This window comes from Agromyces sp. NPDC058104, assembly GCF_042884835.1.
In the GTDB taxonomy this organism is placed as follows: domain Bacteria; phylum Actinomycetota; class Actinomycetes; order Actinomycetales; family Microbacteriaceae; genus Agromyces.
The window spans coordinates 571660-598175 of record NZ_JBHVTD010000002.1; the positions used below are offsets into that span (position 1 = coordinate 571660).

The 26516-nt window shown below is 72.2% G+C and carries 26 protein-coding genes; 13 read left to right on the forward strand and 13 right to left on the reverse strand.

Annotated features, from left to right (window positions below; genetic code table 11):
* The first annotated feature begins 15 nt into the window (after window positions 1-15).
* The 3 genes from ACFVTH_RS10590 to ACFVTH_RS10600 all read left to right on the forward strand — a co-directional run bounded on the left by ACFVTH_RS10590 (window position 16) and on the right by ACFVTH_RS10600 (window position 1960).
* Complete coding sequence (locus tag ACFVTH_RS10590; RefSeq protein ID WP_387090242.1) at window positions 16-474, forward strand: VOC family protein; 459 nt, start codon at window positions 16-18, stop codon at window positions 472-474.
* A gap of 5 nt (window positions 475-479) precedes the next feature.
* Window positions 480-1196 (forward strand): winged helix-turn-helix transcriptional regulator, encoded by a 717-nt coding sequence (locus ACFVTH_RS10595; protein WP_387090245.1) that lies wholly within the window; start codon window positions 480-482, stop codon window positions 1194-1196.
* 122 nt (window positions 1197-1318) lie between these two features.
* Window positions 1319-1960: a hypothetical protein gene (locus ACFVTH_RS10600; protein WP_387090248.1), complete on the forward strand. Its 642-nt coding sequence runs from the start codon at window positions 1319-1321 to the stop codon at window positions 1958-1960.
* Window positions 1961-2079: 119 nt separating this feature from the next.
* Here the strand turns inward: ACFVTH_RS10600 and ACFVTH_RS10605 are convergent, their stop codons facing one another.
* The 3 genes from ACFVTH_RS10605 to ACFVTH_RS10615 are packed head-to-tail and all read right to left on the reverse strand — an operon-like array spanning window position 2080 to window position 5311.
* Window positions 2080-3456: an NAD-dependent succinate-semialdehyde dehydrogenase gene (locus ACFVTH_RS10605; RefSeq protein WP_387090251.1), complete on the reverse strand. Its 1377-nt coding sequence runs from the start codon at window positions 3454-3456 to the stop codon at window positions 2080-2082.
* Window positions 3457-3482: 26 nt separating this feature from the next.
* Window positions 3483-3866 carry a cupin domain-containing protein gene (locus tag ACFVTH_RS10610; RefSeq protein ID WP_387090254.1) on the reverse strand — a complete coding sequence of 128 codons (384 nt, stop codon included), beginning with the start codon at window positions 3864-3866 and terminating at the stop codon, window positions 3483-3485.
* Window positions 3863-5311, reverse strand: a complete 1449-nt coding sequence (locus tag ACFVTH_RS10615; protein WP_387090257.1) for an NAD(P)/FAD-dependent oxidoreductase — start codon at window positions 5309-5311, stop codon at window positions 3863-3865. Before ACFVTH_RS10615 ends, ACFVTH_RS10610 begins: the two co-directional genes overlap by 4 nt.
* 146 nt (window positions 5312-5457) lie before the next feature.
* Here ACFVTH_RS10615 and ACFVTH_RS10620 point away from each other — a divergent pair, with 146 nt between their 5' ends.
* Window positions 5458-7698: an AAA family ATPase gene (locus tag ACFVTH_RS10620; protein ID WP_387090259.1), complete on the forward strand. Its 2241-nt coding sequence runs from the start codon at window positions 5458-5460 to the stop codon at window positions 7696-7698.
* A gap of 3 nt (window positions 7699-7701) precedes the next feature.
* Here ACFVTH_RS10620 and ACFVTH_RS10625 read toward each other — a convergent pair whose 3' ends face one another.
* Window positions 7702-8031, reverse strand: coding sequence for a carboxymuconolactone decarboxylase family protein (locus ACFVTH_RS10625; RefSeq protein ID WP_387090262.1), 330 nt, complete (start codon window positions 8029-8031; stop codon window positions 7702-7704).
* A gap of 204 nt (window positions 8032-8235) precedes the next feature.
* On the opposite strand from ACFVTH_RS10625, the gene ACFVTH_RS10630 reads away from it, so the two are divergent.
* The 3 genes from ACFVTH_RS10630 to ACFVTH_RS10640 all read left to right on the forward strand — a co-directional run bounded on the left by ACFVTH_RS10630 (window position 8236) and on the right by ACFVTH_RS10640 (window position 11855).
* A complete protein-coding gene (locus ACFVTH_RS10630; RefSeq protein ID WP_387090265.1) occupies window positions 8236-10590 on the forward strand; it encodes an arylsulfatase in 2355 nt (784 codons plus the stop codon).
* Between the two features lie 47 nt (window positions 10591-10637).
* Window positions 10638-11315, forward strand: coding sequence for a GAP family protein (locus ACFVTH_RS10635; protein ID WP_387090267.1), 678 nt, complete (start codon window positions 10638-10640; stop codon window positions 11313-11315).
* 135 nt (window positions 11316-11450) lie between these two features.
* Entirely contained in the window at window positions 11451-11855 is a 405-nt protein-coding gene (locus tag ACFVTH_RS10640; RefSeq protein WP_387090270.1) for a hypothetical protein, read from the forward strand.
* Window positions 11856-11969: 114 nt separating this feature from the next.
* On the opposite strand, the gene ACFVTH_RS10645 is transcribed toward ACFVTH_RS10640, so the two are convergent.
* The 3 genes from ACFVTH_RS10645 to ACFVTH_RS10655 all read right to left on the reverse strand — a co-directional run bounded on the left by ACFVTH_RS10645 (window position 11970) and on the right by ACFVTH_RS10655 (window position 14593).
* Window positions 11970-13430, reverse strand: coding sequence for a helix-turn-helix domain-containing protein (locus ACFVTH_RS10645; RefSeq protein WP_387090273.1), 1461 nt, complete (start codon window positions 13428-13430; stop codon window positions 11970-11972).
* Between the two features lie 129 nt (window positions 13431-13559).
* Window positions 13560-14108, reverse strand: a complete 549-nt coding sequence (locus tag ACFVTH_RS10650) for a cysteine hydrolase family protein (RefSeq protein WP_387090276.1) — start codon at window positions 14106-14108, stop codon at window positions 13560-13562.
* 77 nt (window positions 14109-14185) lie between these two features.
* Complete coding sequence (locus ACFVTH_RS10655; protein WP_387090278.1) at window positions 14186-14593, reverse strand: winged helix-turn-helix transcriptional regulator; 408 nt, start codon at window positions 14591-14593, stop codon at window positions 14186-14188.
* A gap of 81 nt (window positions 14594-14674) precedes the next feature.
* Between ACFVTH_RS10655 and ACFVTH_RS10660 the strand changes: the two genes are divergently transcribed.
* Window positions 14675-15574, forward strand: a complete 900-nt coding sequence (locus tag ACFVTH_RS10660; RefSeq protein ID WP_387090281.1) for an NAD-dependent epimerase/dehydratase family protein — start codon at window positions 14675-14677, stop codon at window positions 15572-15574.
* Window positions 15575-15597: 23 nt separating this feature from the next.
* Here the strand turns inward: ACFVTH_RS10660 and ACFVTH_RS10665 are convergent, their stop codons facing one another.
* Entirely contained in the window at window positions 15598-16029 is a 432-nt protein-coding gene (locus ACFVTH_RS10665) for a VOC family protein (RefSeq protein WP_387090283.1), read from the reverse strand.
* Window positions 16030-16132: 103 nt separating this feature from the next.
* On the opposite strand from ACFVTH_RS10665, the gene ACFVTH_RS10670 reads away from it, so the two are divergent.
* On the forward strand, window positions 16133-17131 hold the full coding sequence (locus ACFVTH_RS10670; RefSeq protein WP_387090286.1) for a helix-turn-helix transcriptional regulator: 999 nt from the start codon (window positions 16133-16135) through the stop codon (window positions 17129-17131).
* Window positions 17132-17252: 121 nt separating this feature from the next.
* On the forward strand, window positions 17253-17720 hold the full coding sequence (locus ACFVTH_RS10675) for a hypothetical protein (RefSeq protein ID WP_387090288.1): 468 nt from the start codon (window positions 17253-17255) through the stop codon (window positions 17718-17720).
* An 85-nt stretch (window positions 17721-17805) separates the two neighbouring features.
* Here ACFVTH_RS10675 and ACFVTH_RS10680 read toward each other — a convergent pair whose 3' ends face one another.
* The 5 genes from ACFVTH_RS10680 to ACFVTH_RS10700 form a co-directional block, all read right to left on the reverse strand.
* Window positions 17806-18702 carry an ABC transporter permease gene (locus tag ACFVTH_RS10680; RefSeq protein ID WP_387090291.1) on the reverse strand — a complete coding sequence of 299 codons (897 nt, stop codon included), beginning with the start codon at window positions 18700-18702 and terminating at the stop codon, window positions 17806-17808.
* An 11-nt stretch (window positions 18703-18713) separates the two neighbouring features.
* A complete protein-coding gene (locus ACFVTH_RS10685) occupies window positions 18714-19637 on the reverse strand; it encodes an ABC transporter permease (RefSeq protein WP_387090294.1) in 924 nt (307 codons plus the stop codon).
* A complete protein-coding gene (locus ACFVTH_RS10690) occupies window positions 19630-20805 on the reverse strand; it encodes a spermidine/putrescine ABC transporter substrate-binding protein (protein ID WP_387090296.1) in 1176 nt (391 codons plus the stop codon). Before ACFVTH_RS10690 ends, ACFVTH_RS10685 begins: the two co-directional genes overlap by 8 nt.
* Before the next feature lie 17 nt (window positions 20806-20822).
* A complete protein-coding gene (locus ACFVTH_RS10695; RefSeq protein ID WP_387090298.1) occupies window positions 20823-22013 on the reverse strand; it encodes an ABC transporter ATP-binding protein in 1191 nt (396 codons plus the stop codon).
* A 175-nt stretch (window positions 22014-22188) separates the two neighbouring features.
* On the reverse strand, window positions 22189-22851 hold the full coding sequence (locus ACFVTH_RS10700; protein WP_387090301.1) for a hypothetical protein: 663 nt from the start codon (window positions 22849-22851) through the stop codon (window positions 22189-22191).
* Window positions 22852-23048: 197 nt separating this feature from the next.
* Here ACFVTH_RS10700 and ACFVTH_RS10705 point away from each other — a divergent pair, with 197 nt between their 5' ends.
* The 3 genes from ACFVTH_RS10705 (at window position 23049) to aceA (ending at window position 26435) form a co-directional block, all read left to right on the forward strand.
* Window positions 23049-24272: a histidine kinase gene (locus ACFVTH_RS10705; protein WP_387090304.1), complete on the forward strand. Its 1224-nt coding sequence runs from the start codon at window positions 23049-23051 to the stop codon at window positions 24270-24272.
* Window positions 24269-24940, forward strand: coding sequence for a response regulator (locus ACFVTH_RS10710; protein ID WP_387090307.1), 672 nt, complete (start codon window positions 24269-24271; stop codon window positions 24938-24940). Before ACFVTH_RS10705 ends, ACFVTH_RS10710 begins: the two co-directional genes overlap by 4 nt.
* Window positions 24941-25097: 157 nt before the next feature.
* Window positions 25098-26435: an isocitrate lyase gene (aceA, locus tag ACFVTH_RS10715; protein WP_387090309.1), complete on the forward strand. Its 1338-nt coding sequence runs from the start codon at window positions 25098-25100 to the stop codon at window positions 26433-26435.
* Window positions 26436-26516: the final 81 nt, after the last annotated feature.

Here is a 26516-nt window from a genome sequence, read left to right on the forward strand (position 1 = left end):
CCCTCGGAGGCGATCATGACCGCGACCAGCATCTTCGTGAACCTGCCCACCAACGACCTCGACCGCTCGAAGGCGTTCTACGAGGCCCTCGGGTTCAGCATCAACCCGCTCTTCACCGACGAGAACGCCGCCTGCGTCGTGCTCGACGAGAACATCTACTTCATGGTGCTCACCCGCGAGTACCTCGGCACCTTCACCGACAAGCAGATCATCGACACCAAGACGCAGGCCCAGACGAGCATCTCGTTCACCCGCGACTCGCGCGACGAGGTCGACGCCGTGCTCGCCAAGGGGCTCGCCGCAGGCGGCACCGAGCCGCGCGACGCGCAGGACTACGGCTTCATGTACTCTCGCGACCTCGAAGACCCCGACGGCAACATCCTCGGGTTCCTCTTCATGGAGCAGGCGGCGGTCGAGCAGGGGCCCGACGCCTACCTGGCCGGCCAGGCCGAGGCGCAGTCGGCGACGGCCTGACCCGAATGGCGACACGCGGCGCGCGCGGCTTCGGCCAGTACGGCGGAGCCGCCCGCGCACTCGAGCGGGTCGGGGACCGATGGGCGCTGCTCATCGTCCGCGACCTGCTCGTCGGCGCGCGCCGCTACGGCGACCTCAAGGCGGGGCTGCCGCGCATCCCGACGAACATCCTGAGCGACCGCCTGAAGGAACTGCAGGAGGCGGGGGTCCTGCGCCGGGTGCCGAGCGTGCGCGGGGGCTACGAGCTCACCGAGCTCGGGCGCGGCCTCGAGCCCGTGATCGTCGCCCTCGAGCGCTGGGGCTGGGGGCTGCTCGGCGAGCCGGGGGACGGCGAGACGATGAGCGCCGACTCCGTCGCGATCACGCTGCGCGCGGCATTCCGGCCGGATGCCGCGGCGACGCTGCCGCCCACCGAGTACGTGCTGCACGTGGCGGGCGACGGCGCCGCGGTCTCGGTGTCGGCGATCGTCGTCGGCACGAGCCTCGACGTGGTGCCGGTCGGCGACGGGGCGCTCCCGCAGCCGCGCCGGCGTTCCGCCCTCGAACCCGTGCCGCAGGCCGTGCTCGAGCTCGAGCTCGCGCCGGCGGCGCTGCGCGCGCTGCTCGCGGGCGAGTCATCCGCCCCGTTCGCCGGCGACGCCGAGCTGCTCGCGCGGTTCGGCGCGACGTTCCGGATCGACCCGGTCGAGCCGACGCCGCGGGCGACCGAGGCAGTGGCCTGACCGCTGCTGCGGGGCTGTGCGTGTTATCGAAGCGATATCCGCGCCTCCGTTTCCGCGGCGAACCCTCGATAGCCTGAGCCTGGCGGTTCCCCCGCATGTCACCGATTCCGCGAGGAGTGTCCATGTCCCAGGCCCGCCCGTCCATCTCCGCATTCGTCTCGCTCGGGATCGTCGCGATCGCCGCGCTCGGACTCGGCGGGTGCGCCTCGCCGAGCGGGGCGACGCCCGAGGAGTCGGTGAACGCCGCACCCTCGGCCGAGCCGACTCCGGTCGCGACGCCGACGCCCGCCGCGGTCGATCCGGCCGAGGTGACGACCTGGCTCATCACGACCGAGGGCATGGGGCCGATCCAGCGGGGCGCGTCGTCGACGGAGACGATCTCGGGGCTCACCGCCTTCGAGACCGAGGAGTACTGCCCTGGCCGGCTGGCGCTCTCGGCCGACGGCGCCGCCGCGCTCCTCGTCGTCACTCCCGAGGGCGCCGACGAGATCTCCGCGGTGTGGGCGAGCGGCCGGGCCGATGCCGACGGCGTCGTCCCGGCATCGCCGCACACCGAGGCGGGCATCGAGCTGGGATCGACCCTCGACGAGCTGACCGCGGCCTATCCCGAACTCGAGCCGACGAACCAGACCGGCGCGAGCTCGCAGGGCTACGCGGTCGGCGACGAGGCCGACGGTCACCTCAACTTCCTCGTCGAGAGCGACGTCGTCGTGATGATCGGGGTCCAGGAGCAGGCCGGCGTGCCGAAGGAGTTCTGCGGCTGATCGGCGCCGCTCGGCGTCGCGCTCGGGGCCGCCGTCCACGACGATGCCACCGCGCGCCCGCCCGAACGCGGAGGGACCCGCAGGCAGCGCCTGCGGGTCCCTCCGCGTGACCGGGCCGGCTACTTCGCGACGAAGCGCAGGCGCCGGTTGGCGAACTCGCCGATGCCGACGGGGCCCATCTCCCGGCCGAAGCCCGAGCGCTTCACGCCGCCGAAGGGCAGTTCGGCGGCCTCGGCGGCGATCGTGTTGACGTGGGTCATTCCGACGTCGAGCCGCGCGGCGACCCGGGCGGCTCGCGCCTCGTCGGTCGAGAACACCGAGCCGCCGAGGCCGAAGGGGCTGTCGTTGGCGAGGTCGACGGCCTCGTCGTCGCTGTGCACGCGGTACACCGTCGCGACCGGGCCGAACATCTCCTCGCGGTACGACTCGGAGTCGCGCGGCACGCCGGTCAGCACCGCGGGCGAGAAGTACGCGCCGGGGCCGTCGGCGAGCACGCCGCCGACCTCGAGGGTCGCGCCCTCGGCGACGGCCTTCTGCACCTGGGCGTTCACGGTCTCGGCCGCCGCCCGCGACGACAGCGGCACGTACTGCCCCTCGCCGAGGTTCAGCTGGTCGCCCGGCTCGAGCCCCGTCGCGAGGCGGCGCAGCTCGGCGACGAACTCGTCGTAGATGTCGTCCATCACGATCAGCCGCTTGTTCGAGTTGCAGACCTGACCGCCGTTGTAGACGCGGAAGTCCCACGCCGCCTGCGCGACGCTCGCGACGTCGTCGGAGTCGAGCACGACCATCGCGTCGTTGCCGCCGAGCTCGAGCACGCACTTCTTCAAGTGACGGCCCGCCTGCTCGCCGATGATGCCGCCGGCCCGCTCCGAGCCGGTGAGCGAGACGCCCTGCACCCGCGGGTCGGCGATCATCGTCGCGATCTGCTCGTGCGAGGCGAAGACGTTCTGGTAGCCGCCGACCGGAACCCCGGCCTCCTCCATGATCTCCTGGATCGTCAGTGCGGAGCGGGCGCAGATGTCGGCGTGCTTCAGGATGATCGTGTTGCCGAGCACGAGGTTCGGGGCCGCGAAGCGGGCCACCTGGTAGTACGGGAAGTTCCACGGCATGACGCCGAGGAGCGCGCCCACGGGCAGCTGCTCGATGATCGCCTTGCCGGGGATCGTCGAGGGGATCTCGTGGTCGGTGATCAGGCTCGGCCCGTGCACCGCGTAGTACTCGATGATCGATCGGGCGAACTCGACCTCGTCGAGCGACTCGGCGATCGACTTGCCCATCTCGACGGCGATGAGCCGTGCGAGCTCGTCCTTGCGCTCCTCGAAGAGCTCGGCCACCCGCTTGACCACTGCGGCGCGCTCCTGCACGCCGCGCTCGCGCCACTCGCGGTAGGCGGCGTCGGCCGCTGCGAGGGTCTCCTCGATCTGCGCGTCGGTCGCGGCCTCGAAGGTCTCGACGATCTCGCCGGTCGCGGGGTTCTGCACCCGATACTTCGCCATGATGTTCCTCTTCTTCTTTCCGAGCCTCAACGCTCGATGAATACCTTGCGGAGCGGCTCGCGCACCGTCCAGATCGTCTTCATGCCCGCCTCGAGGCGGACGACCGCGCCCGGGGCGAGCACGATGGGGTCGCCGGGCCGGCCGGTCGACGGCACGTGCTCGAACTCGACCGTCGCAGCGCCGGCGAGCACGACGAAGACCTCGTCGACCTCGACGTCGCGCATCGCGCCGACCGACATCTCCCAGACGCCGATCTCGCCGGCCTCCGACGCGTCGAGCGCGCGGTACGCGGTGGTCGGGCTGCCCGACACGACCTGGTCGGCCGGCACCGGCTCGTGCTCGAGGGCGAGGCCCGGGGCATCCGTCAGTGCGCCCGCGGGGAGGCGAAGCGCGCTCTCGCCGCCGCTCACGAGTCGAACCCCAGGCCGAGCGCGTCGAGCGTCTTGAGCAGCAGGTTGCGCTTGCCGCGGTTGTGGTCGGCGCGGTCGAGCGACCAGCGGGTCGCATTGATGCCCATGGCCGCCGCGGGCTCGGGCGGGAAGGGCAGCGGGCGCTTGCGCACCATCTCGAGGGTGGTGCGCTCGTTCTCGCGGCGCTCGAGCAGGTCGAGCATCGTCTCGGCGGCGAAGCGGGTCGATCCGACGCCGAGCCCGGTGAACCCGGCGGCGTACGCGACGCGGTGGTCGCGGGCCGTGCCGAAGAACGCGGTGAACTGCGTGCTCGTGTCGATCGCGCCCGCCCACTTGTGGCTGAACTTCAGCCCCTCGAGCTGCGGGAAGGTCGTGAAGAAGTGGCTTGCGAGCCGCTGCCAGCTCTCGGGCCGGTTCTCGTACGACTCGCGCACCTTGCGCCCGTAGTTGTAGATGGCGTCGTAGCCGCCGAAGAGGATGCGGTTGTCCTTCGAGAGCCGGTAGTAGTGGAACTGGTTGGCCATGTCGCCGATGCCCTGGCGATCGTTCCAGCCGACCGAGGCGAGCTGCTCGGCCGACAGCGGCTCGGTCATGAGCACGTAGTCGTACACCGGCACGGTCATGAGGCGGTTGCGCTTCAGCAGCGACGGGAAGACGTTCGTCGCGAGCACTGCGTGCTTCGCGTCGACGCGGCCGCCGTCGGTGACGACGCTCACCGCGCCCGTCGAGCCCGGGGTCTCGAGGCGCCGGACGGGGGAGTGCTCGAAGATCTCCACGCCGCGCTCCTCGGCGACGCGGGCGAGCTCCGCGGCGAGGCGGGCGGGGTGCAGCATGCCGTTCGTGCGCTGCTCCCAGACGCCCGCGAGGTAGGTCGGCGAGGCGACGGAGGCCTGCATCGCGGCCTCGTCGAGGTACACGACCCCTTCCTCGCCGCGGGCGGTCGCCTCGTCGGCCCATTCCTTGAGCCACCCGACCTGGTGCTCCTCGACCGCGGGGGCGAGCTGCCCGGTGCGCTCGAAGTGGAAGTCCATGCCGTACTTCGCCTCGGCGGCCTCGATCGCGTCGAGGTTCTCGAGGCCGAGCCGGTCGAGGGTGGCCATCTCCTTCGGCCAGCGCGCCATGCCGTTCTCGTGGCCGTGCGTGAGGCTCGCCTCGCAGAAGCCGCCGTTGCGGCCGGAGGCCGCCCAGCCGACCCGCTTCGCCTCGACGAGCACGACGTGCGCGTCGGGGTTGCGCTCCTTGGCGAGCAACGCCGTCCAGAGGCCGGTGTAGCCGCCGCCGACGACGACGAGGTCGGCGACCGCGGTGCCGGCGAGCTTCGGGCGCGAGGGCTTCAGCTCCTCGGGCAGGTCGTCGATCCAGAAGGTCGAGTGCGAGGTGCCACCGAGCGCGTGCTCGATGACGGAGGGCTGGGGGATGCGTCGTTCGAAGACGGTGGTGCCCACGGGCTATCACTCCGATGCGATGGTAGGTCCCACCATCCTCGCCCGCCGGGGCGAGCGACCGCCACCTCGCGCTGTCGCGAGTTCGACGGCGGTCCGGACAAGGTGTCGCACGCCGATTCGGCGCCCGCAGTACATAGAATCCGGATATGGACGGACTGACGACCGTGCACGAGGACGTTTCGTCGCGATCGGTCGCCGACGCGGCCTCGCCGAAGTTCGCGCCGCCACGGGGTCGCGGCGGCAGTGTGAGCCGCCGGCGCCTGATCGATCGCGCCCGCGCGACGGGCGCTCCGCTCGTGAGCCTCGCGGCGCCCGCCGGCTACGGCAAGTCGACGTTGCTGCGAGAGTGGGCGGAGCGCGACGACCGCGTGGTCGTCTGGGTCTCGCTCGATCGATTCGACAACGACCCCTCGGCGCTCGTCAACGTGCTGGCCGGGGCGTTCGACCGCGCGGTGCCCGGCGACGAGCGGCTCGCCGCCGTGGCCGCACTTCCGATGACGGGGCCAGCGGTGCTCGGACGGGCCGCACCCATGCTCGCCGCCGCGATCGAGCTCGTCGAGTCGCCGTTCGTGCTCGTGCTCGACGACCTCCACGAGGCCGGGGCTCCGGCCTGCCAGGACGCGCTCGAGGTCGCGCTCGCCCGCATCCCGAGCGGGTCGCAGGTCGTCATGGCGAGCCGGCAGGTGCCCGAGTTCCTGTCGCGCCTCCGCCTCGACCGGGAGATCGTCGAGATCGGTGCCGATCAGCTCCGCCTCGACGTCGACGATGCCCGGCGGGTGTTCGAGACGCTCGACGCGGTCGCCGACGACGACGACCTGACGCGGCTCGTGGCGCACACCGAGGGGTGGCCGACCGGCGTCGCGCTCGCCGCGCTCGCCGCACGCGACGGCGGCCACCCGGTCGACATCGGCGGCGACGACCGCTTCGTCGCCGACTACCTCTACCGGGCCTGCTACCGCGCACTCGACGCCGACGACCAGGCGTTCCTGCGGCGCACCGCCCTGCTCGAGCACCTCTCGGCCGGATGCTGCGACGCGGTGCTCGAGCGCGACGACTCGCGGGGGCGCCTGAACGAGCTCGAGCACCGCGGGCTCTTCCTCGTGCCGATCGACCGGCGTCGTGGCGAGTACCGGTACCACCAGCTCTTCCGCGAGTTCCTGCTCGCCGAGTTCGATCGCGCCGAGCCGGGTTCGGGCCCCGCGGTGCACCTGAAGGCGGCGGAGTGGTGCGAGGCGCACGGCGAGGTCGCGCTCGCGATCGAGCACCTGCTCGCCGCAGGGGACCGACGGCGGTCGGTGCGGCTCGTCGCCGAGCGGGCGCTCGGCGCCTATCAGGCCGGCGAGCTCGCCGCGGTCGCGCGGTGGATGCACGAGCTCGGCCCCGAGGCGATCGCCGAGTACCCGCCGCTCGTCGTGCTCGCCGGGCTCCGGGCCATCCTCGACGGACACGCCGCCGAGGCCGACGGCTGGGCCCGGCTCTTCGATCGCATCGAGTACGACGGGCCGGCCGAGCTCGGACTGCCGAGCTACGACTCGGCCCGTGCGATGGTGCGGGTGATCATGTGGCGCGAGGGGCTCGACGCGGCCACGGCCGACGCGGCCTTCGGCCTCGAGTCGGAGTCGCCGTCGAGCCTGTGGCACGACCAGGCACTGCATCTCGTGGGGTGGACCCGGCTGCTCGCGGGCGACGTCGACGGTGCGGTCGAGGCGTTCGAACGATCCTCCGGCCAGGCCGAGCTCTTCGGCAACGCCGACTCGATCGTGCTGAGCGAGGCCGAGCTCGCGATCATCGCCCTCGACCGCGGCGACGCCGCGACGGCCGCAGCCCACGTCGACCGCGGGCTCACCGCGATCGACGAGCACGGCATGGACGGCTACGCGACCACCACGCTCCTGCTCGCGGTCGGCGCCCGCGTCGCGATCCGGAGGCAGGACGGGCCGGCGGCGAAGCGCCTGCTCGCGCGCGCCATGCGCGACCGGGGACTCTGCACGCACGTGATGCCGGTCTTCGCGGTCAAGGTCCGGCTCGAGCTCGCCCGCGCCTTCGTCGCGCTCGGCAAGGGCTCCACGGCGGCGCACCTGCTGCAGGAGATCGACGACCTCGTGCGCGTGCGACCCGATCTCGGCACCCTCCTCGACGACGTCGCCGAGCTGCGGTCCTCGATCGAGCACTCGAGGGAGGTGCTCGGCACCTCGCCGTTGACGCCCGCCGAGCTGCGGCTGCTGCCGTACCTCCAGACGCACCTGACGATCGGTGAGATCGGCGACCGGCTGTTCGTCTCGCGCAACACCGTGAGCTCGCAGCTCGGCTCGATCTACCGCAAGCTGCAGGTCACGACGCGGGGCGCTGCGGTCGCCCGGGCCGGGGAGCTCCGACTGCTCGGCTGAGTCTCAGCTGTCGGACGGGACGAAGGTCTCGAGGTCGAGTCCGAGCGCCACCGCGAGGTGCTGCGCCGCCGCCACCGCGCGCGGCATGCCGACGACCGGCACCACCGCGACCACGAGGTGCACGAGCTCGGGCCCGGTCGCGCCCGCCCGGATCGCGGCGTCGACCGCGGAGGAGAACGAGGCGTCCGTGCCGCCGACGCCGCAGAGCGCACCGAGGCGGGCCAGTGCGAGCGCCTTCGGGCTCAGCGGCCCGTCGCCGGGCTCGGTCAGGCTCTCGCCCGAGAGCCGGTCGTCGTCGATCGCCAGGCGACGCAGCAGTTCGAGGTGGTCCATGCCGGGCTCCAATCGGTGCTCCCGATCCCACCCCCCTTCACGGGCTTCCGCATCATGCAGATCACGCGAATGATGGGCGGCGTGTCTGCATCGCGCGATCTGCGTGATGCCGTCGGCCCATCGGTCGATCACGATGGAGCGTCGGCGCCCGGCGCCGTGGACCCAGGACTGCGCCCCGGGGGCGGGGGAAGACAGGAGCATCGCATGACCGACACCGCATCGCACTCGATCGTCGGAAGGCCGCTGCCACCGGCCCGCACGCTGCCGTTCCCACCCAAGCCGTCCGGCAGCATCCCCGGCCGCACCCTGGCCGAATCGACGTATTCGCCGCTGCCGCCCGAGCGCCGCCTCGGCGAGCAGGCGCCCAACGTGCTCGTCATCCTCATCGACGACGCCGGGCCCGCGCTGCCGAAGCCGCTCGGTGGCGTCGTCGAGACGCCGACGCTCGATCGCATCCGCTCGAACGGCCTCGGCTACAACCGCTTCCACACGACGGCGATGTGCTCGCCGACCCGCGCCTCGCTGCTCACCGGCCGCAACCACCACCGTGTCGGGAGCGGCCAGATCGCCGAGCTCGCGAACGACTGGGACGGCTACTCGGGTCACATCCCGAAGTCGAGCGCCACGATGGCCGAGGTGCTGCGCAACTACGGCTACTCGACGGGTGCCTGGGGAAAGTGGCACAACACCCCCGCCGAGGAGACGACGTCGTCGGGTCCGTACGACCGCTGGCCCACCGGATACGGGTTCGAGTACTTCTACGGCTTCCTCGCAGGCGAGGCATCCCAGTACGAACCGAACCTCGTGCGCAACACGACGGGGGTGCTGCCCCCAAGGACGCCCGAAGAGGGGTACCACCTGAGCGAGGATCTCGCGGACGACGCGATGCGCTGGCTGCGGGACCACAAGGCGAACGCCCCCGACAAGCCCTTCTACATGTACTGGGCGACCGGGGCCATCCACGGGCCGCACCACATCATGAAGGAGTGGGCCGACAAGTACCGGGGCCGGTTCGACGACGGCTGGGACGCCTACCGCGAGCAGGCGCACGAGGGCGCGAAGGCGGCCGGCTGGATCCCCGAGACCGCCGAGCTCACGCCTCGGCCCGACAGCCTGCAGGGCTGGGACGAGATCCCCGACCACCAGAAGGCGTTCCAGGCGCGTCTCATGGAGGTGTGCGCCGGCTTCGGCGAGCACGCCGACGTGCAGGCGGGGCGCCTCGTCGACGAGCTCGAGCGACTCGGCTACCTCGACGACACGATCATCCTCTACATCTGGGGCGACAACGGCTCGTCGGGCGAGGGCCAGAACGGCACGATCAGCGAGCTCCTCGCCCAGAACATGATCCCGACGACCATCGACCAGCACATCGCCGCGCTCGAGGAGCTCGGCGGGCTCGACGCCCTCGGCACCCCGGCCACCGACAACCAGTACCACGCCGCCTGGGCCTGGGCGGGTTCGACGCCGTACCAGGGCATGAAGCTCATGGCCTCGCACCTCGGCGGCACGCGCAACCCGATGTTCATCCAGTGGCCCGGGCGCATCGCGCACGATCCCGAACCGCGCACGCAGTTCCATCACGTGATCGACGTCGTGCCGACCATCTACGAGATCCTCGGCATCTCGCACCCCGACATGGTCAACGGCATCCCGCAGGACCCGATCGACGGCACCAGCTTCGCCTATTCGATCGACGACGCGGGCGCCGAGGGGCGGCACCGGGTGCAGTACTTCGAGGTGATGGCGAGTCGCTCGATCTACTCCGACGGCTGGATGGCGTCGGCGACCGGACCCCGCCTGCCGTGGGTGCCGGGAGCCCCTCCCGGCATCGCGACGTGGACGCCGGACGCCGACGCGTGGGAGCTCTACCACCTCGACGAGGACTGGAGCCAGGCGCACGACCTCGCCGCCGAGCACCCCGAGAAGCTCTCGCAGCTGAAGGAGCTGTTCGCGATCGAGGCGGCCAAGAACGATGTGCTGCCCGTCGGCGGCGGGCTGTGGGTGCCGGTCTACCACCCCGAGTTCCGGCTCGGGCCGGCATACACGGAGTGGGACCTCTCGGGCGACACGGTGCGCGTCCCCGAGTTCTGCGCGCCGGCGCTCGGCAACAAGCCGAACACGGTCACGATGAAGCTGCAGCTCCCCGAGCGCGCGAACGGCGTGCTCTACAAGCTCGGCGGCTCCGGCGGCGGCCTGACGTGCTTCTTCGTCGACGGAGTGCTCACCTACGAGTACAACCTGTTCCTCGTGCAGCGCACGACGATCGCGTCCGCGTCGCCGATCGGGGCGGGCGAGGTGACGGTCGAGGTCGTGACCGACTACGTCGAGCCGCGCCCCGGCGGGCCGCTCTCGGTCGCGTTGCGCGTCGACGGCGCCGAGGTCGGGTCGGGCACGGTCCCGGTCAGCGCGCCGCTGCTGTTCTCGGCGAACGACTGCCTCGACATCGGCCGGGCGTACGGCGGCGCGGTGTCGCGGGCGTACGTCGACCGCATGCCGTTCGCGTTCGACGGGTCGATCGAGTCGGTGCACATCGGCTACCACCTCCCGCCGAAGGCGTGACGCCGGCTGGACGTGAAGAGGACTGACGAGTCGGCGATCGGCACGGCATGAGCGGGATGCTCGAGGCGTTCGCACATGTCGTGCCGATCGCGGTCGCGGTCGCGGCGAGCTCCGTGCCGATCCTCGTCACGCTCTCCATCCTGCTCTCGCCCAACGGCGACCGCGTCGCCGTGCCGTTCCTCTCGGGGTGGCTCGTCGGCATGACCGCGCTCGTCATCGGGTGCACGCTGTTCGCGCAGGCGCTGCCCCGCCAGGGGTCGCAGCGCGAGCCCGAGCAGGCCGTCGGCATCGCCGAGATCGTCGTCGGCGCGCTCATCCTCGTCATCGCCGTCGTGAGTCGATTCCGCCCGCGGGGCACCTCGACCGATCAGCCGCCCAAATGGCTCGGGAGGTTGAGCCGTCTCGGCCGCGGCGAGGCGCTCGCCCTCGGCGCGGTGCTCAACATCCGGCCGAAGAGCCTGCTCCTCGTCGTCGCGGCGGCCCTCTCGATCCGGGGCGCAGGCCTCACGGCCGTCGAATCGGTCGTGGTGATCGCCAGCTTCGTCGTGATCGGCGCGTCGACGGTCGCCGTGCCCATCGTCTCGGCGAGGGTCGCGCCCGGACGGACCGCTCCGCGGCTCACGACGATGCGCGACTGGATGTCGCGGAACAGCCGGTCGATCAGCGAGCTCATCCTCGTCGTGATCGGCGTCTTCGTCATCGTGTCGGGGATCGGCCGGCTCTGATCCGCCGGGCGGCGGGCGCCGGAATCATGCAACCTGAGTGATGCCTGTGCGCGCAGGTGCTCGCTACCGTGGCGGCAACCGAGGCGACGCGCGGCCGTGCCCGTGCGGCGCCCGCCGAATCCACTGGGAGGAATCATGAGCGACACCGAAACGACCGGCTGGGTCGGTTGGGGCTACTTCGCCGCGATCATGCTGCTGGTCGCGGGCATCTTCGACGCGATCTACGGCCTCATGGCCATCATCGGCCCCGACAGCGCCTACTTCGTGACGAACGAGGGCCTGTTCCTCATGAACGTCGCCGGCTGGGGCTGGTGGCACCTGCTCATCGGCATCGTGCTGATCCTGGCCTCACTGGCGCTGTTCGCCGGCGCGACCTGGGCGCGCGTGGTGGCGATCATCCTCGCGATCGTCAACGCGATCGGCCAGCTCTTCCTGCTGCCGGCGCAGCCGTGGTGGTCGCTCATCGTGATCGTGCTCGACATCCTCGTGATCTACGCGCTGACCGTGCACGGCAGGGAGCTCCGCAAGGTGGCGAGCTAGCCGTTCGACCGACGCCCGGGCGGGCCGGCTCGAGGCCGGCCCGCCCGGGCGCGGTCGTGCGACGAGCGGTGGCCTCGGCACGATGGCGACCGCCCGCACGGGGTCGGTGTCGGATCAGTTCGGCGCGTGCGCTTCGAGGAACTGGTAGACCTCGGTCTGGTCGACGCCCGGGAAGGTGCCCGTGGGCAGCGCCGCCAGCAGCGAGGTCGGCGTGCGCGCGGCGGGCCAGGAGGCATCCGCCCACTTCTCGGCGAGGCCCGACGGCGCCTGGCAGCATGCCGGGTCGGGGCAGCGCGACACCGCACGATGGGGTGTCTCGCGGCCGCGGAACCACTTCACGTGCTCGAACGGCACGCCGACCGACACCGAGTACTCGCCCTCCTTCGCCTTCTCGATGCGCGAGGTGCACCAGAAGGTGCCCGAGGGCGTGTCGGTGTACTGGTACCACGGGCTGTAGCGGTCCTCGACGTCGAACACGGTTCTCGCCGTCCAGTTGCGGCACATCGTGGTTCCCTCGATCGCGCCGAGCGCGTCGCTCGGGAACCGCACCCGGTCGTTCTCGTAGGCCTTGATGATCGTGCCCGACTCGTGCACCTTCGTGAAGTGCACGGGGATGTCGAGGCGGGCGGTCGCGAGGTTCGTGAAGCGGTGCGCCGCGGTCTCGTACGAGACGGCGAAGGCGTCGCGCAGGTCCTCCATCGAGATGCGGCGCAGGTTCTTCGCCTCGGAGAGGAAGCGCACGGCAGCCTGCTCGGGCAGCAGCAGGGCGGCCGTGAGGTAGTTCGTCTCGATGCGCTGGCGCAGGAAGTCGCCGTAGTTCGCGGGCTCCTCGTGGCCGAGGAGGTGGCTCGCGAGTGCCTGCAGGATGGGCGAGCGCGAGTCGCGCGAGGGCGACTGCTGCGTCGGCAGGTAGATGCGGCCGTGGTGCTTGTCGGTCACCGAGCGGGTCGAGTGCGGCAGGTCGCCGACGTAGTGCAGCGAGTAGCCGAGGTGCGAGGCCATGTCGGCGACGAGCTGGTGCGAGACCGGCCCGCCGGTGTGCCCGACCGCCTCGAGCAGCTCGGCGGCCTTCTGCTCGAGCTCGGGGTAGAAGTTGTCGCGGGCGCGCATCTCGGCGCGCAGCTCGCCGTTGGCGCGGCGCGCCTCCTCGGGGGTGGCCGCGCGCTCGCGGTGCAGGCGGTCGATCTCGTTGTGCAGGGCGAGGATCGTCTGCAGCGTCTGGTCGTTCATCGTCTTGGCGACGCGGAACGGGTCGAGCCCGAGCGCCGCGAACACGGGCCCGCGCTGCGCGCGCTCGACGGCGATCTCGAGGGCGACGCGCTCGTTCGGGGCGTCGGTGCGCAGCAGCTCGTCGACCGAGGTGCCGAGCGCGAGGGCGATCGTCCGCAGCATCGAGAGGCGCGGCTCGCGCTTGCCGTTCTCGATCGCGCTGACCTGCGAGGGCGCCCGGTCGATGGCGCGCGCGAGCTCGCCGAGGGTCATGCCGCGGGCGGTGCGGCGGTCGCGGATGCGCCGGCCGAGCGTGAGCGCGTCGAGCTGGTCGGCGGCTTCGGCGGTGGCATCGACGGTGATCATGCCATCGATGGTCACACGCGCGGGCGGTTCTCGCAAACGGAAGAATCGGAGAAGTTCTGCATGCGATGCGCCCTGAAGGTGCTTTCGGCGGTGAAATGGATGCTTCGCAAGCGAAGAATCCGGGATGTGCTAGCCCTGCGCGAGGATCTCCTCGGCGCTCGCGACCGCGGCGTAGCTGCCGTCGAGCGCGGCCATGAACGCGGCATGCACCTGGGCGCCCGGCACGACGACCCCGCCGAACTCGAGATCGGGGGCGGCGCACGCGTCGTGGGCGACGGTCACCGTGAAGCCCGCGTCGGCCGCCGCGCGCACGGTCGCGTCGACGCACATGCTCGACATCATGCCGGCCACGACGAGCTCGTCGGGGGCGAGCGCGCGCAGCCGGTCGCCGAGGTCGGTCCCGAGGAACGAGTTCGGGTTCTCCTTCGTCACGAGCGCCTCGCCCGCGAGCGGTGCGACCGAGGGGTGGATCTCGACCCCCGGCGTGCCCGGCTGGAAGAACGCCGCGTCGGGTGCGTCCCAGATGTGCTGCACGTGCACGACGGGCTCGCCGCGCTCGCGCCACGCCGCGAGCAGCCGCGAGGCCTGCGCCGCCGCCGCGTCGGTGCCGACGAGCGGGTGACGCCCACCGGGGAAGTAGTCCTGCTGGATGTCGATGACGATGAGCGCTCGGGTCACTCGCCCAATGTAATCGGCACGGCGGCGCACCGGTACCGGTGCCCGGGCGTCGCGTCGCGGTCGGCGGGCGAACGGCCTCAGCCTGCCGCGCGCTCGCGGGAGGCGAGCACCTCGGGCACGTGCCGTTCGGCCCACTCGCGCATCGCGGCGATCGGCTCGAGGAGGGAGTCGCCGAGCGGGGTGAGCGAGTACTCCACGCGCGGCGGGGAGTCGGCGTAGGCGCGGCGCTCGACGAGCCCGTCGGCCTCGAGCGCGCGCAGCGTCTCGGTCAGCACCTTCGGGGTGACCTCGCCGACCCTCGCGCGCAGCTCGGTGAAGCGCAGCGTGCCCGCGCGCGAGAGGGCGAGGATGACGAACATCGTCCAGCGTTCGCCGATCCGGCTGAGGATGACGCGGCTCGGGCAGTCGGGCGCGAGCGCGTCGCGCACCTCGTCGTCGCCCGGCGACGGGGCCGGGCTCGCGATCGTGACGTGGTGCTGCGGCATCCGACCCCCGATGACGGCTCGTGCTTCCCTCGAGGGAAGTTCCGTTGAAGTAACCGGCGTCCGCTCCGTAGCGTCGCAGGCATGAGGATTCTACTGACCGGGGGAACCGGATACATCGGATCGGCGGTGCTCGACGAGCTCGTCGGAGCGGGGCACGAGGTCGTCGCGGTCGTGCGCAGCGAGCGCGCCGCCCGAGCGGTCGAGGCGCGCGGCGCCACCGCCGCGATCGGCGAGGCGACGGATGCCGCGTGGCTCGAGCCGCTCCTCGCCGACGTGGACGGCGCGGTGCACACGGCCGCCCCCGCGGCGGACGCCGCGGCCTTCGACGCCGCGATCGCCAACGCCGTCGTCGAGGTCTTCGGCGGCACCGCCCGCCGGTACGTCCACACCGGCGGCATCTGGGCCTACGGCGCGGGCGAGGCGCTCGACGACGACGGCCGGCCCGATGCGCCGGAGCTCGTCGCGTGGCGGCTGCCGATCGAGGAGCGGCTGCTCGAGTCATCCGTCTCGGCGACGATCATCGCGCCCGGCGTCGTCTACGGCGACGACCGCGGCCTCGTGCAGCTCGTCACCGAGGCGCCGCGCGACGCCGACGACCGCATCCTGCTCATCGGCGACGGCGAGCAGCACTGGACGTGGGTGCACGTCGGCGATCTCGCCCGCCTCTACCGGCGCGCGCTCGAGCACGAGCACGCGCTCGGCCGCGTCATCGGCAGCGACGGCTCGCCGACGACGGTGCGCGCGGTGGCCGAGGCCGTCGTCGCCGCCGGCGGCGCAAGCGGGGTCGTCGCTGAAGGAGCGGACGCCTCGCGCGCCCGCCTCGGCGCGGAGTTCGCCGACGCGCTGCTCCTCGACCAGCGGGCGAGCGGTGCGAAGGCCCGTTCGCTCGGATGGGTGCCCGAGCACGAGGACGTCCTCGCCGAGCTCGCAGGCCGCTCGCGGCGCTCGGCGCGCGCGGCGCGGGAGGACTCCGCCGCCTGAGGCGGAGCGGCGGCGCCCCCGCCTCACCCCTCCTGCACGAGCTCGTCGCGGGCGGCGAGCATGTCGAGGTAGTGCACGTTCGTCATGACTCCGAGCACGTTGCCGAAGGGGTCGACGACCGACGCGGTCACGAACCCGGGCCCGTGCTCGGTGATCGGCAGGAGCGGCGCGGCGCCGAGCTCGATGAGGCGGGCGAGTGCGCGCTCCAGGTCGTCGACGTGCCAGTGCACGAGCGCGCCGCCCGCGCCGGCGCCGAGCCCTGCCGGGGCGAACCGCCGGTCGATGAAGCCGAGCTCCTGCTGGTGGTCGCCGATGCGGAACTCGACGTACGCGGGTCGTCCGTCGGGCCCGGGGCGCGAGAAGTACGGCTCGATGCCGAGCACCTCGGTGTACCAGGTCGCCGCCGCGGCGGGGTCGTCGACGTAGCAGTTGATGGTGGCGATGCCTCGCAGCATGGGGTTCTCCCTCGTGTTCCGGCGACCCGTCGTCGCCTGGTGCATCCATGATCGAACGCAGAAGTGCTCACCTTCTGACTACTTTTGCGAGGAGAATCGGATCATGCGCGCAGACCGGCTCGTCGCCACCCTCCTCGTCATGCAGGCGCGCGGTCGCGTCACCGCCCGCCAGCTCGCCGAGGAGCTCGAGATCTCGGTGGCGACCGCTCGCCGCGACCTCGAGGCGCTCTCAGCCGCCGGCATCCCGGTCTATCCGCAGCCCGGTCGCGGCGGGGGCTGGCAGCTGCTCGGCGAGGGGCGCACCGACCTCAGCGGCTTCACCGCCTCGGAGGCGCGGGCGCTGTTCCTGCTGCTCGGGCCGCGCGCCGACGAGAGCGACGCGACGCGCTCGGCGCTCCGCAAGGTGCTCAGGGCCCTGCCCGCGACGTTCCGCGCCGACGCCGAGGCCGCCGCCGACGCGGTGATCGTCGACGCCAGCGGGTGGGACGCCCCCGCGACGCGACCGCCCCGGGCCGTCGAGCTCCTGCAGCAGGCCGTGCTCGAGCGGCGCGTCGCACGGTTCGCCTACACGCGGTGGGGCGGCGAGGCCGCACTGCGCGAGGTGCGCCCGCTCGGGCTCATCGAGACCCGCGGCGTCTGGTACCTGATCGCCGACGCGGTCGCCGGTCGGGCCGATGCCGACGACGGCGCGGGGTCGCTCGCCGTGCCGGCCGTCGGCGCGTCACGGCGCAGCTACCGCGTCGACCGCATGGCCGACGTCCTCCTCCTCGACGAGCGCTTCGAACGGCCTGAGGCATTCGACCTCGACGCCGAGTGGGCGGCGCTGCGCACGGCGGCGAACGCGGCGCGGCGCAGGGCTGAGGCGACGGTGCTCGTCGATGCCGCAGCCCTCGAGGAGTTCCGCGGCTGGGTGCCCGGCACGAGCGACGAGGGTGCTGCGGGCGACGACGGTCGCGTGCGGCTGCGCGTCACTGCGCCGAGTGAGCAGGTGCTCGCCCGGCGCCTGGCCGCGTGGGCCGGCGAGGCCGAGGTGATCGAGCCGATGAGCCTGCGCGAGCGGCTCGCTGCGATCGGCGTCGCGATCACCGAGCGCTATCGGTGAACGTCGGGTGACGTTCGCGCGGTGGGCAGGGGTCCCCATTTCCGCTCGTCGGCGGTGCCTGCTTGGATGTACCGGGGCCCGGGAACGACCCGGGCCGAACTCTCTTGGGGGAAACACCACGATGACCGCATCACGCCCGCTCGCCGCCGCCTCGCTCGCGCTGCTCGCCCTCCTCTTCACCGGCTGCGCCGCCGGCGGTGCGGCTCCGGCAGCCGACAGCACGAGCGACGCCAAGACCGACAGCTCCGACGCCGCGCCCGCCGGCGACCAGTCGAAGGAGGAGGCGTGCGAGCTCGTGAAGACCACGCTCGCCGAGCTCGAGGGCCTCGCGTCGGTCGACACGAGCGACCCCGCCGCCGCGCTCGAGGCGTTCAAGGGCGCCGAGCAGACGGTCAACGAGACCGCGGCGCAGATCAGCAACGCCGAGGTCAAGACCGCCGCCGACGGCGCGGCTGCCGCGATGACCGAGTACGTCACCTACGTCGACGGCATGCTCGCCGACCCGGCCAATGCCGACGTCTCGGCCATGGGCGACCACCTCACGGCGCTCACCGAGGGCATCACCGAGCTCACGACCGTCTGCGCCTGACGCACGACGTACGCAGAACGGGGGCGCACCTTCCGGTGCGCCCCCGTTCTGCGTACGGTCCCGAGCCGGGGCCCGCGGGATGCGCTCAGCCGCCGCCCATCGTCCGGGCGATGTCCGCGGCCGAGTCGCCTGCGCGCCGGAGCACGAGCGCCACCAGCCCGAGTGCGACCAGCGTCAGCACGAGCATGACCGTCGACACGGCGGCGATCTCGGGTCGCAGCCCGCTGCGCAGGGCGCTGAGCACGTAGACCGGCCACGGTGTCGACCCCGACACCGAGACGAAGGCCGCGATGACCGTGTTGTCGAGGCTCAGCGTGAACGACAGCAGGAACCCCGCCAGCACCGCGGGCATCGCGAGCGGCAGCGTCACCTTGCGGAAGGTGCGCGCCGGGGTCGCGTAGAGGTCGGCCGAGGCCTCCTCGAGCTTCGGCTCCTGGCCGACGAGGCGCGCGCGCACGAGGTACGAGACGACCGCGACCGAGAACAGCGAGTGGCCGACGACGAGGCGCACGATGCCGTCGTTGAAGATCGACAGGCCGAGATCCTGGCCGAGGAACACCATCCACGGCAGCAGCGCGACCGCGTCGACGATCTCGGGCGTCACCGAGACGAGCAGCAGCAGCCCGAGGAACCACCAGACCCACTTGCCGGCGTGCCGCGCCATCGCGATGCCCGCGAGCGTGCCGAGCAGCGTCGCCACGAGCGCGGCGATGAAGCCCGTCTGCACCGAGATCCAGACGGCGTCGCGCAGCGCGGGCTTCGCGAACAGCGCGAGGAACGAGTCGAAGCCGAACGACTCCCACGACACGAGCAGGCGGCCCACGTTGAACGAGGAGGCGATGATCACGAGGATCGGCGAGAAGAGGAAGAGGAGCACGATGACCCCCCAGACGCCGAACGCGACATCCGACCACGCCCTGCGGGGGCGCAGCGCCCGCGCCGGCCGTGCCGTCGGCGCCGCCTGCTCAACCGGCCGTTCCATCTGTCGAAGGCTCATGCCGCGACCCCCTCGCGAATCGAAGCGGATTCCGCCGTCGACGCCGTGCCGATGACGAGCCGGTTGCGGGCGCGGAACGGCAGCGAGACGAGCCACACGACGACCGCCCCCGCCGCCGCGGTGAGCAGGATGACGAAGATCAGCACCACCGCCATCGCCGAGCCGAGCGCCCAGTTCTGCGCGGTCTGGAACTGGCTCGCGACGAGCTGGCCGACCATGTTGCCCTTCGCCCCGCCGAGCACGGTCGCCGTGATGTAGTCGCCCATCAGGGGGATGAAGACGAGCAGGACTCCGGCGACGATGCCGGGCTGGGCGAGCGGGAGCGTGATGCGGAAGAACGTCGTCAGCTTGCCCGCCCCGAGGTCCTTCGAGGCCTCGCGGAGCGGCCCGTTGACCCGGTCGAACGCGACGAACAGCGGCAGGATCATCAGCGGCAGGTAGTTGTACACGACGCCGAGCAGCACCGCACCGCGGGTGTTCAGGATCGCGAGCGGTTCGAAGCCGACGCCCTGGAGCAGCGTCGAGAGCGCGCCCTCCGGTGCGAGGATCACCTGCCAGCCGATCGTGCGCACGAGGAAGTTCGTCCAGAACGGCACCATGACGAGTGCGACGAGCAGGCCGCGCCGCGACGGCGGCGCCTTGACGGCCATCCAGTACGCGACGGGCAGGCCGATGACGAAGCACAGCACGGTGCCGACGACGCCGACCCACAGCGTGTTCTGGAAGGTCGAGAAGAAGGTCGGGGTGAGCACCTCGGCGTAGCGGTCGAACGACAGCCGGTCGGTCGCCTGCGTGGCGAAGATGCTCGGCTTGTAGCCGAAGCTGAACCAGACCACCATCGCCACCGGCGCGATGAAGAAGATCGCCAGCCACGCCCACGCGGGCGCGGCGAGCAGGAATCCGGGGAGTCGTCTACGCACCAGCCGCCGCCTTCGTCGTGTTCCAGATCTGCACGATGCGCTCCTGCGCCTCGGTGAGCTCGCCCTCCTGCATGGTGGCGAGCTGCTCGGGCGTGAAGAACACGAGGTCGAGCATCGGCAGCCCGGCGTCGGCCGCGACCTGCTCGATGTCCTTCGCGCCCGTGTGGTACCCGATGTAGTCGAGCTCGGACAGGGCGTTCTCGGGGGCGAGCACGTAGTCGATGAACGCGTGCGCGGCCTCGGGGTGCGGGGCTCCCGCCGGGATCGCCCAGTTGTCCATCCACAGCTCGGTCGAGGGCGAGCCGAGCACGAACTTCCAGCGCTCGGGGTTCGGGCTCTCGAGGATGCCGAGCCGCGCGTCGCCGTTGTACGACTGCATGAGGGCGTGCGTCGCCTGCGGGATCGCGCTGCCGCCCGGGTACGAGTCGAACGCCGAGATGTGCGGGGCGAGCTCGTCGACGAGGAAGGCCTCGGCCGCGTCGAGCTCGGCCGGGTCGGTCGTGTTCCACGGGATGCCGTTCGACCAGAAGTACAGGCCGGTGAGCTCCGCGGGGTCGTCGAGGAGCGAGGTCCTGCCGCTCGCCTCGTTCATCGCCGCGTCGATGAAGTCGTTCCAGTCCTTCAGCTCGCGGTCGATCACCGTGGTGTCGTAGACGAAGCCCGTCGTGCCCCACGCCTTGCAGATCGAGTACTCGTTATCGGGGTCCCACGCGCGGCCGAGGAACTCGGGGTCGACGTACTGCAGGTTGGGGATGAGGTCGCGGTTGAGCTTCGACAGCAGGCCGTGCTCGGCCATCTGCGCGACGAAGGTGCCGGTCGGCACGACGATGTCGTAGCCGCTCGTGCCGCGGGCCCCGACGAGCTTGGCCACCATCTCCTCGTTCGAGTTGAAGGCGCTGAGCGAGATCTTCGGCCCGAGGTCGGCGGTGAAGGCCTCGAGCACGTCGGGGGCGTCGTAGTCGCCCCAGGTGTAGATCGAGAGGCGGTCCTCGAGGGCGCCGCCCGAGGCCTGCGCGGCTCCCGGCGTGCCCGACGGCGCGCAGGCGGCGAGCAGCCCGGCCGAGCCCGCCGCGGCGGCGAAGCTCAGGAATCGGCGGCGCGACAGCTCGCGCCGGATGGTCTTCGCCGCGCCCGCGGGCGCGAGGATGCGGATCGGTTCTGCTGACATCGTGGCTCCTCGGCGACTCACGCGGTGGGCGGGGCGACGAACCCGCCGTCGCTCGCCGCATCGTCGGCCGGGAAGAGGAGCACGCTGTCGGGGCGCCACGAGCACACGACGGTGTCGCCCACCGAGACCTGCGGAGCCTCGGGGGTGGGGCGTCGCGCGATGAGGCTCTGGTCGTCGCCGAGCCGCACGAGGTACTGCATGGTCTCGCCGAGGTGGGAGACGCCGATGAGCGTGCCGCGGGCGGTGTTCGCCCCGTCGGATGCGGCGTCCGCGGCCGCCTCGAGCCGCACGAACTCGGGGCGCACGGCGGCGAGACCCGCGTCGCCGTCGCGGAGGGCGGGGGAGGCGGGGGCCGCCGCGCGGACGAGCGCGTGCGCCGCGTCGACGGCGCCGCCGCCCTCGGCGACCGGGCCGCGGAAGAAGTTCTGCTGGCCGACGAACGCCGCGACGTAGGCCGAGGCGGGGCGGGCGTACACGGTGTCGGCGTCGGCGAGCTGCTCGATGCGGCCGCTGCGCATGATGGCGATCCGGTCGCTCATCGAGAGCGCCTCGCCCTGGTCGTGCGTGACGAAGACGAACGTGATGCCGAGCCGCGACTGCAGGAGCTTCAGCTCGAGCTGCATCTCCTCGCGCAGCTGCCGGTCGAGCGCGCCGAGCGGCTCGTCGAGCAGCAGCACCGAGGGGCGGTTGACGAGGGCGCGCGCGAGCGCGACGCGCTGCTGCTGGCCGCCCGAGAGCTGAGTGGGCTTGCGGTCGGCGAAGCCGCGCATCTGGGCGAGGTCGAGGGCGTCGATCACGCGCTCGCGGATCTCGGCCTTCGGCGTGCGCTTCTGCTGCAGGCCGTAGGCGACGTTCTCGGCGACCGACATGTGCGGGAAGAGCGCGTAGGCCTGGAAGACGGTGTTCACGTCGCGGCGGTAGGGCGGGACGCCGAGCAGCGATCGGCCCGAGACGCGGATGTCGCCCGCGTCGGGCTGCTCGAAACCGGCGATCATGCGCAGCGTCGTGGTCTTGCCGCAGCCCGAGGGGCCGAGCAGCGAGATGAACTCGCCGGCCTGGATGGTGAGCGAGAGCCCGTCGACCGCGGTGGCGTCGCCGTAGCGCTTGGTGACGGCGTCGATGACGACCGTTCCGGGTGCCTCGCCGAGGGATGCCCCTGATGCGGGAGCCGTCCCCGACTCCGTCTCGATCGTGGATGCCTGGGTCACTGACGACGCCTCCTGTTCACTCGCGCGCCATCGCGCAGTGGCCATTCAATCCACGTGGTCGTGCAGGCGCAACGCGGTTCGAGGCGAATGAGACGAACCATCGGACGGGGGCGCGGGGACCTGACAGTCCGTCTGGTCGGTCGGCGCCCCCGCCCGTGGCGGGTCGGGCGGCGTGTCAGGAGACGGACGCGGCCGTCCGCAGTCCGCGGCGCCGCGCGCGCTGCTCGATGCGCCCGGCGAGCAGCACCGCACCGACCGCCGTGAGGTAGGCGCCGGCGACCGTGCCGCCGCCGATCTGCGAGAAGAACAGCAGCGGCACCTGGACGAAGGGCAGGCAGAGGGCCAGCCAGAGTGCGACGCGGCCGGCGCGGACGAGCGAGACGCAGAGCGCGATCGAGCCGATCAGCCACAGCGCGTTGGCCGCCATCGCCACGATCGGGAAGAACTCGAGGTCGATGCCGTTCACCGCGCTCGTGATGGTGCCGACGGTCAGCAGCACCGTGCCCACGGCGGCGACGATCGCGCCCCAGCTCGACCGGGCGTACCGCGCGAGGCCGAGGAACAGCACGGCGAGCGCCCAGAGGCTGACCGTGAACATCGCGAGGATCAGCCGGGTGCGCGGGTCGATCGCCGGGTCCTCGTCCTGCGGGAAGAGGATCTGGAGCACCCCGGTCACGATCGAGAGCACGCCGGCGGTGAGGGCGGCGATGCCGGCGAGACGGGCGCCGACGCGGCCGGGGCGCGGGAAGGCGACGTCGGCGCGGCCGGCGCGCGGCGCAGGTCGAGGCGAGCGGACTGCGCGGTCGGGGGCGGATCCTGATTCGGTGAGGGGCACCATGGCGGGCCTTTCGTTCGGTGGTCGGGGCCGACCCGATCGGCCGGCGATGCGACGCTACGGAGGACGCGCCGCCCTCGGCATCGGCAACGCGTCGACGGGGCGGCCGACCGCGATCGCGCCTCGGGGCGACCCCGGTCGCCCGGAATGCCGACCTTCGTCGCTGTCGGCGAGCGAGCCCCGAGGCCTACGATCGGAGCGTGACGAGCCGGGACACCGCACGGGAGCTCGCGCGCGACGAGCGCCGGGCGCCGCCCGCCAGCGCGCCCGCGCTCCGCGGCCGGCGCGCCTGGACCTCGCCGCTCGACCTCGCGATCGCCGGCGGGATCGCGCTCTGGGCGATGCTCGAGGCGCTGCTCGTGCCCTCGGCGAGCGTCGTCGCCCAGCTCGGCTTCGCGCTCGCCGTCTCGCTGCCGCTCGTGGTCCGGCGCCGGTTCCCCGCGCTCGTGATGCTCGCGGTCGCGGGCGCGCTGGTCGTGCACGCGGCGACGAGCGGGCCGGACGCGACGTTCAACCCGTTCCCGAGCCTGCTCGTCGCCACGTTCACGGTCGCCGAGCGCATCTCCGCGTGGTGGCTCGCCGTCCTGCTCGGGCTCGTGCCGATCGCGGCGATGCTCGCGGCCCACGCGCTCGGCTACTTCGGATCGCCCGGCATCGAGACCGCGGGCACCGTCTTCCTCGTGTTCTTCGTCGGTGCGACCTGGACCGCAGGACGCGTGATCCGTCACCGCGCCCTCGCCGTGCAACGGACGCGCGACAGCTCCGACCGGCTCGCCGCCGACGCGGTGGCGGCCGAACGGGTGCGCATCGCCCGCGAGCTCCACGACATCGTCGCGCACGCCCTCTCGATCGTGGCACTCCAGGCGGGGGCGGCCGAGCAGTTCCTCGACAAGGACCTCGACCGCGCGCGCCGCCACCTCGCGCTCACCCGGGGCACCGCGCAGTCGGCCCTCGACGAGATGCGGCACCTGCTCGGCGTGCTCCGCGAGGACGGTGCGGTCTACGCGCCGCAGCCCGGGCTCTCGGGCCTCGCCGAGCTCATCGCCGAGACCGAGGCCGCCGGCCACGAGTGCCGCCTCGAGCTCGACGCGGCGGCCGCCGAGATCCCCGACGGTCACGCGCTGGCGGTGCACCGCATCGTGCAGGAGTCCCTCACGAACGTCCGCACGCACGCCGCAGGCGCCCCCGTCGAGGTGCGGGTCGGCCGCGACGCCGGCGCGGTCGTGGTCGAGGTCGCCAACGGGGCGCCGACGATCACGGGTCAGGGCTCCCGCGGCAGCGGCCGCGGCCTGCCGGGCATGGGCGAGCGCGTGCGCGTCTACGGCGGCACGCTCGACGCCGGACCGGCCGGACCGGCGGGTGCGGGATGGCGGGTGCTCGCGAAGCTGCCGCTCGGCTCGCAGGCGGGCGGAGCGACCGCATGAGCGGGCCCAGGCTCCTCGTCGTCGACGACCACGCCCTCGTGCGCTCCGGCATCATCGGCCTCCTCGAGGCCGCCGATCTCGAGGTCGTCGGCGAGGCGGGCGACGGCCACGGGGCGGTCGAGCTCGTGCGCCGCGTTCCCGCCGACGTCGTGCTCATGGACATCCGGATGCCGGGTCTCGACGGCATCGAGGCGACCCGTCGCATCGCGGGCGCGCCCGGCGGGCCGCGGGTGCTCGTGCTCACGACGTTCGACCTCGACGAGTACGTCTACCGGGCCCTCCAGGCGGGCGCCTCGGGCTTCCTGCTGAAGGACGCGCCGCCCGAGCGGCTCGTCGAGGCGGTGCGCACCGTGGCGCGCGGCGAGTCGCTGCTCGCCCCGTCGCTCACCCGGCGCCTGATCGAGCGCTACCTCGCGGCGCCGCCCCCCGACGCCCGCACCGAGGCCGCCGTCGACCTCACCCCACGGGAGCGGGAGGTGTGGGCCCTCATCGCGCGCGGCCTCTCGAACCACGAGATCGGCTCGGAGCTCTTCCTCAGCGAGGCCACCGTCAAGGCCCACATCACGCGGTTGTTCGTGAAGCTCGGCGTGCGCGACCGGGTGCAGGCGGTCGTCGCCGCCTACGAGTCCGGGCTCGTGCGGCCCGGCGAGCAGGCCGAGGCCGGGTAGCGGGGGTTCTTCCGCTTCGCGGAAATACTGCGGAAGTTCACCCCCCGAATCGTCGGTCGGGGTGCTCCGGGCGGGCGCAGCATGGGTTTCAGACGAACGGATGACCCGCCACGAGGCATCCCGAGAACGCACCCCGCAGCACCGAAGGAGCACGACGATGAGCACCCCCAACCGCCCCGGCGACCAGACCCAGACCGCGGCCGAGCTGCAGCTCGAGTGGGACGCCGACCCCCGCTGGGAGGGCGTGAAGCGCGACTACACGGCCGAGGACGTCATCGCCCTCCGCGGCCCCGTCCGGGAGGAGCGCACGCTCGCCCGACGCGGCGCCGAGAAGCTCTGGGAGAACATCCAGAAGAACACGGGCAACGCCTTCGAGCGCATGGAGGACCCCGAGTGGTCGGCCGCGCTCGGCGCCCTCACCGGCAACCAGGCCGTGCAGCAGGTGCGCGCCGGCCTCAAGGCCATCTACCTCTCGGGCTGGCAGGTCGCGGCCGACGCGAACCTCAGCGGCCAGACCTACCCCGACCAGTCGCTCTACCCCGCCAACTCGGTCCCGGCCGTCGTGCGCCGCATCAACAACGCGCTGCTGCGCGCCGGCCAGATCGAGCAGGGCAACGAGGCGCAGACGGGCATCTCCGACTGGATGGCCCCGATCGTCGCCGACGCCGAGGCCGGCTTCGGCGGTCCGCTCAACGCCTACGAGCTCATGCACCAGATGATCGAGGCGGGCGCCGCCGGCGTGCACTGGGAGGACCAGCTCGCGAGCGAGAAGAAGTGCGGCCACATGGGCGGCAAGGTGCTCATCCCGACCTCGCAGCACATCCGCACGATCAACGCGGCGCGCCTCGCGGCCGATGTCGCGGGCGTCCCGTCGATCATCATCGCCCGCACCGACGCGCTCGCCGCGACCCTCCTCACGAGCGACCACGACGAGCGCGACCAGCCGTTCGTCACCGGCGAGCGCACCGCCGAGGGCTTCTACAACGTGCAGAACGGCATCGAGCCGGTCATCGCCCGCGGCCTCGCCTACGCCGAGTACGCCGACCTGCTCTGGGTCGAGTCGGCCGAGCCCGACCTCGACCTCGCGCGCCGCTTCGCCGAGGCGGTGCACGCGAAGTTCCCGGGCAAGCGCCTCTCGTACAACTGCTCGCCGAGCTTCAACTGGAAGAGCCACCTCGACGACGACCAGATCGCGAAGTTCCAGCGCGAGCTCGCGTCGATGGGCTACGCGTTCCAGTTCATCACCCTCGCGGGCTTCCACTCCCTGAACCACGGCATGTTCACGCTCGCCAAGGACTACAACGAGCGCCACATGTCGGCCTACGTCGAGCTCCAGGAGGCGGAATTCGCCTCGGAGGCCGCCGGCTACACCGCCACGCGCCACCAGCGCGAGGTCGGCACCGGCTACTTCGACCAGATCGCCACCGCGCTGAACCCCAACAGCGCTACGCTCGCCCTCGTCGGATCGACCGAGGAAGAACAGTTCAACCACTGATCCCGTTCGCGTTCTCAGGAGCAGAGCTGCTGAGCAGACGGATTCTCAGGAGGGTCCGGGTGCGGATTCCGCATCAGCCCC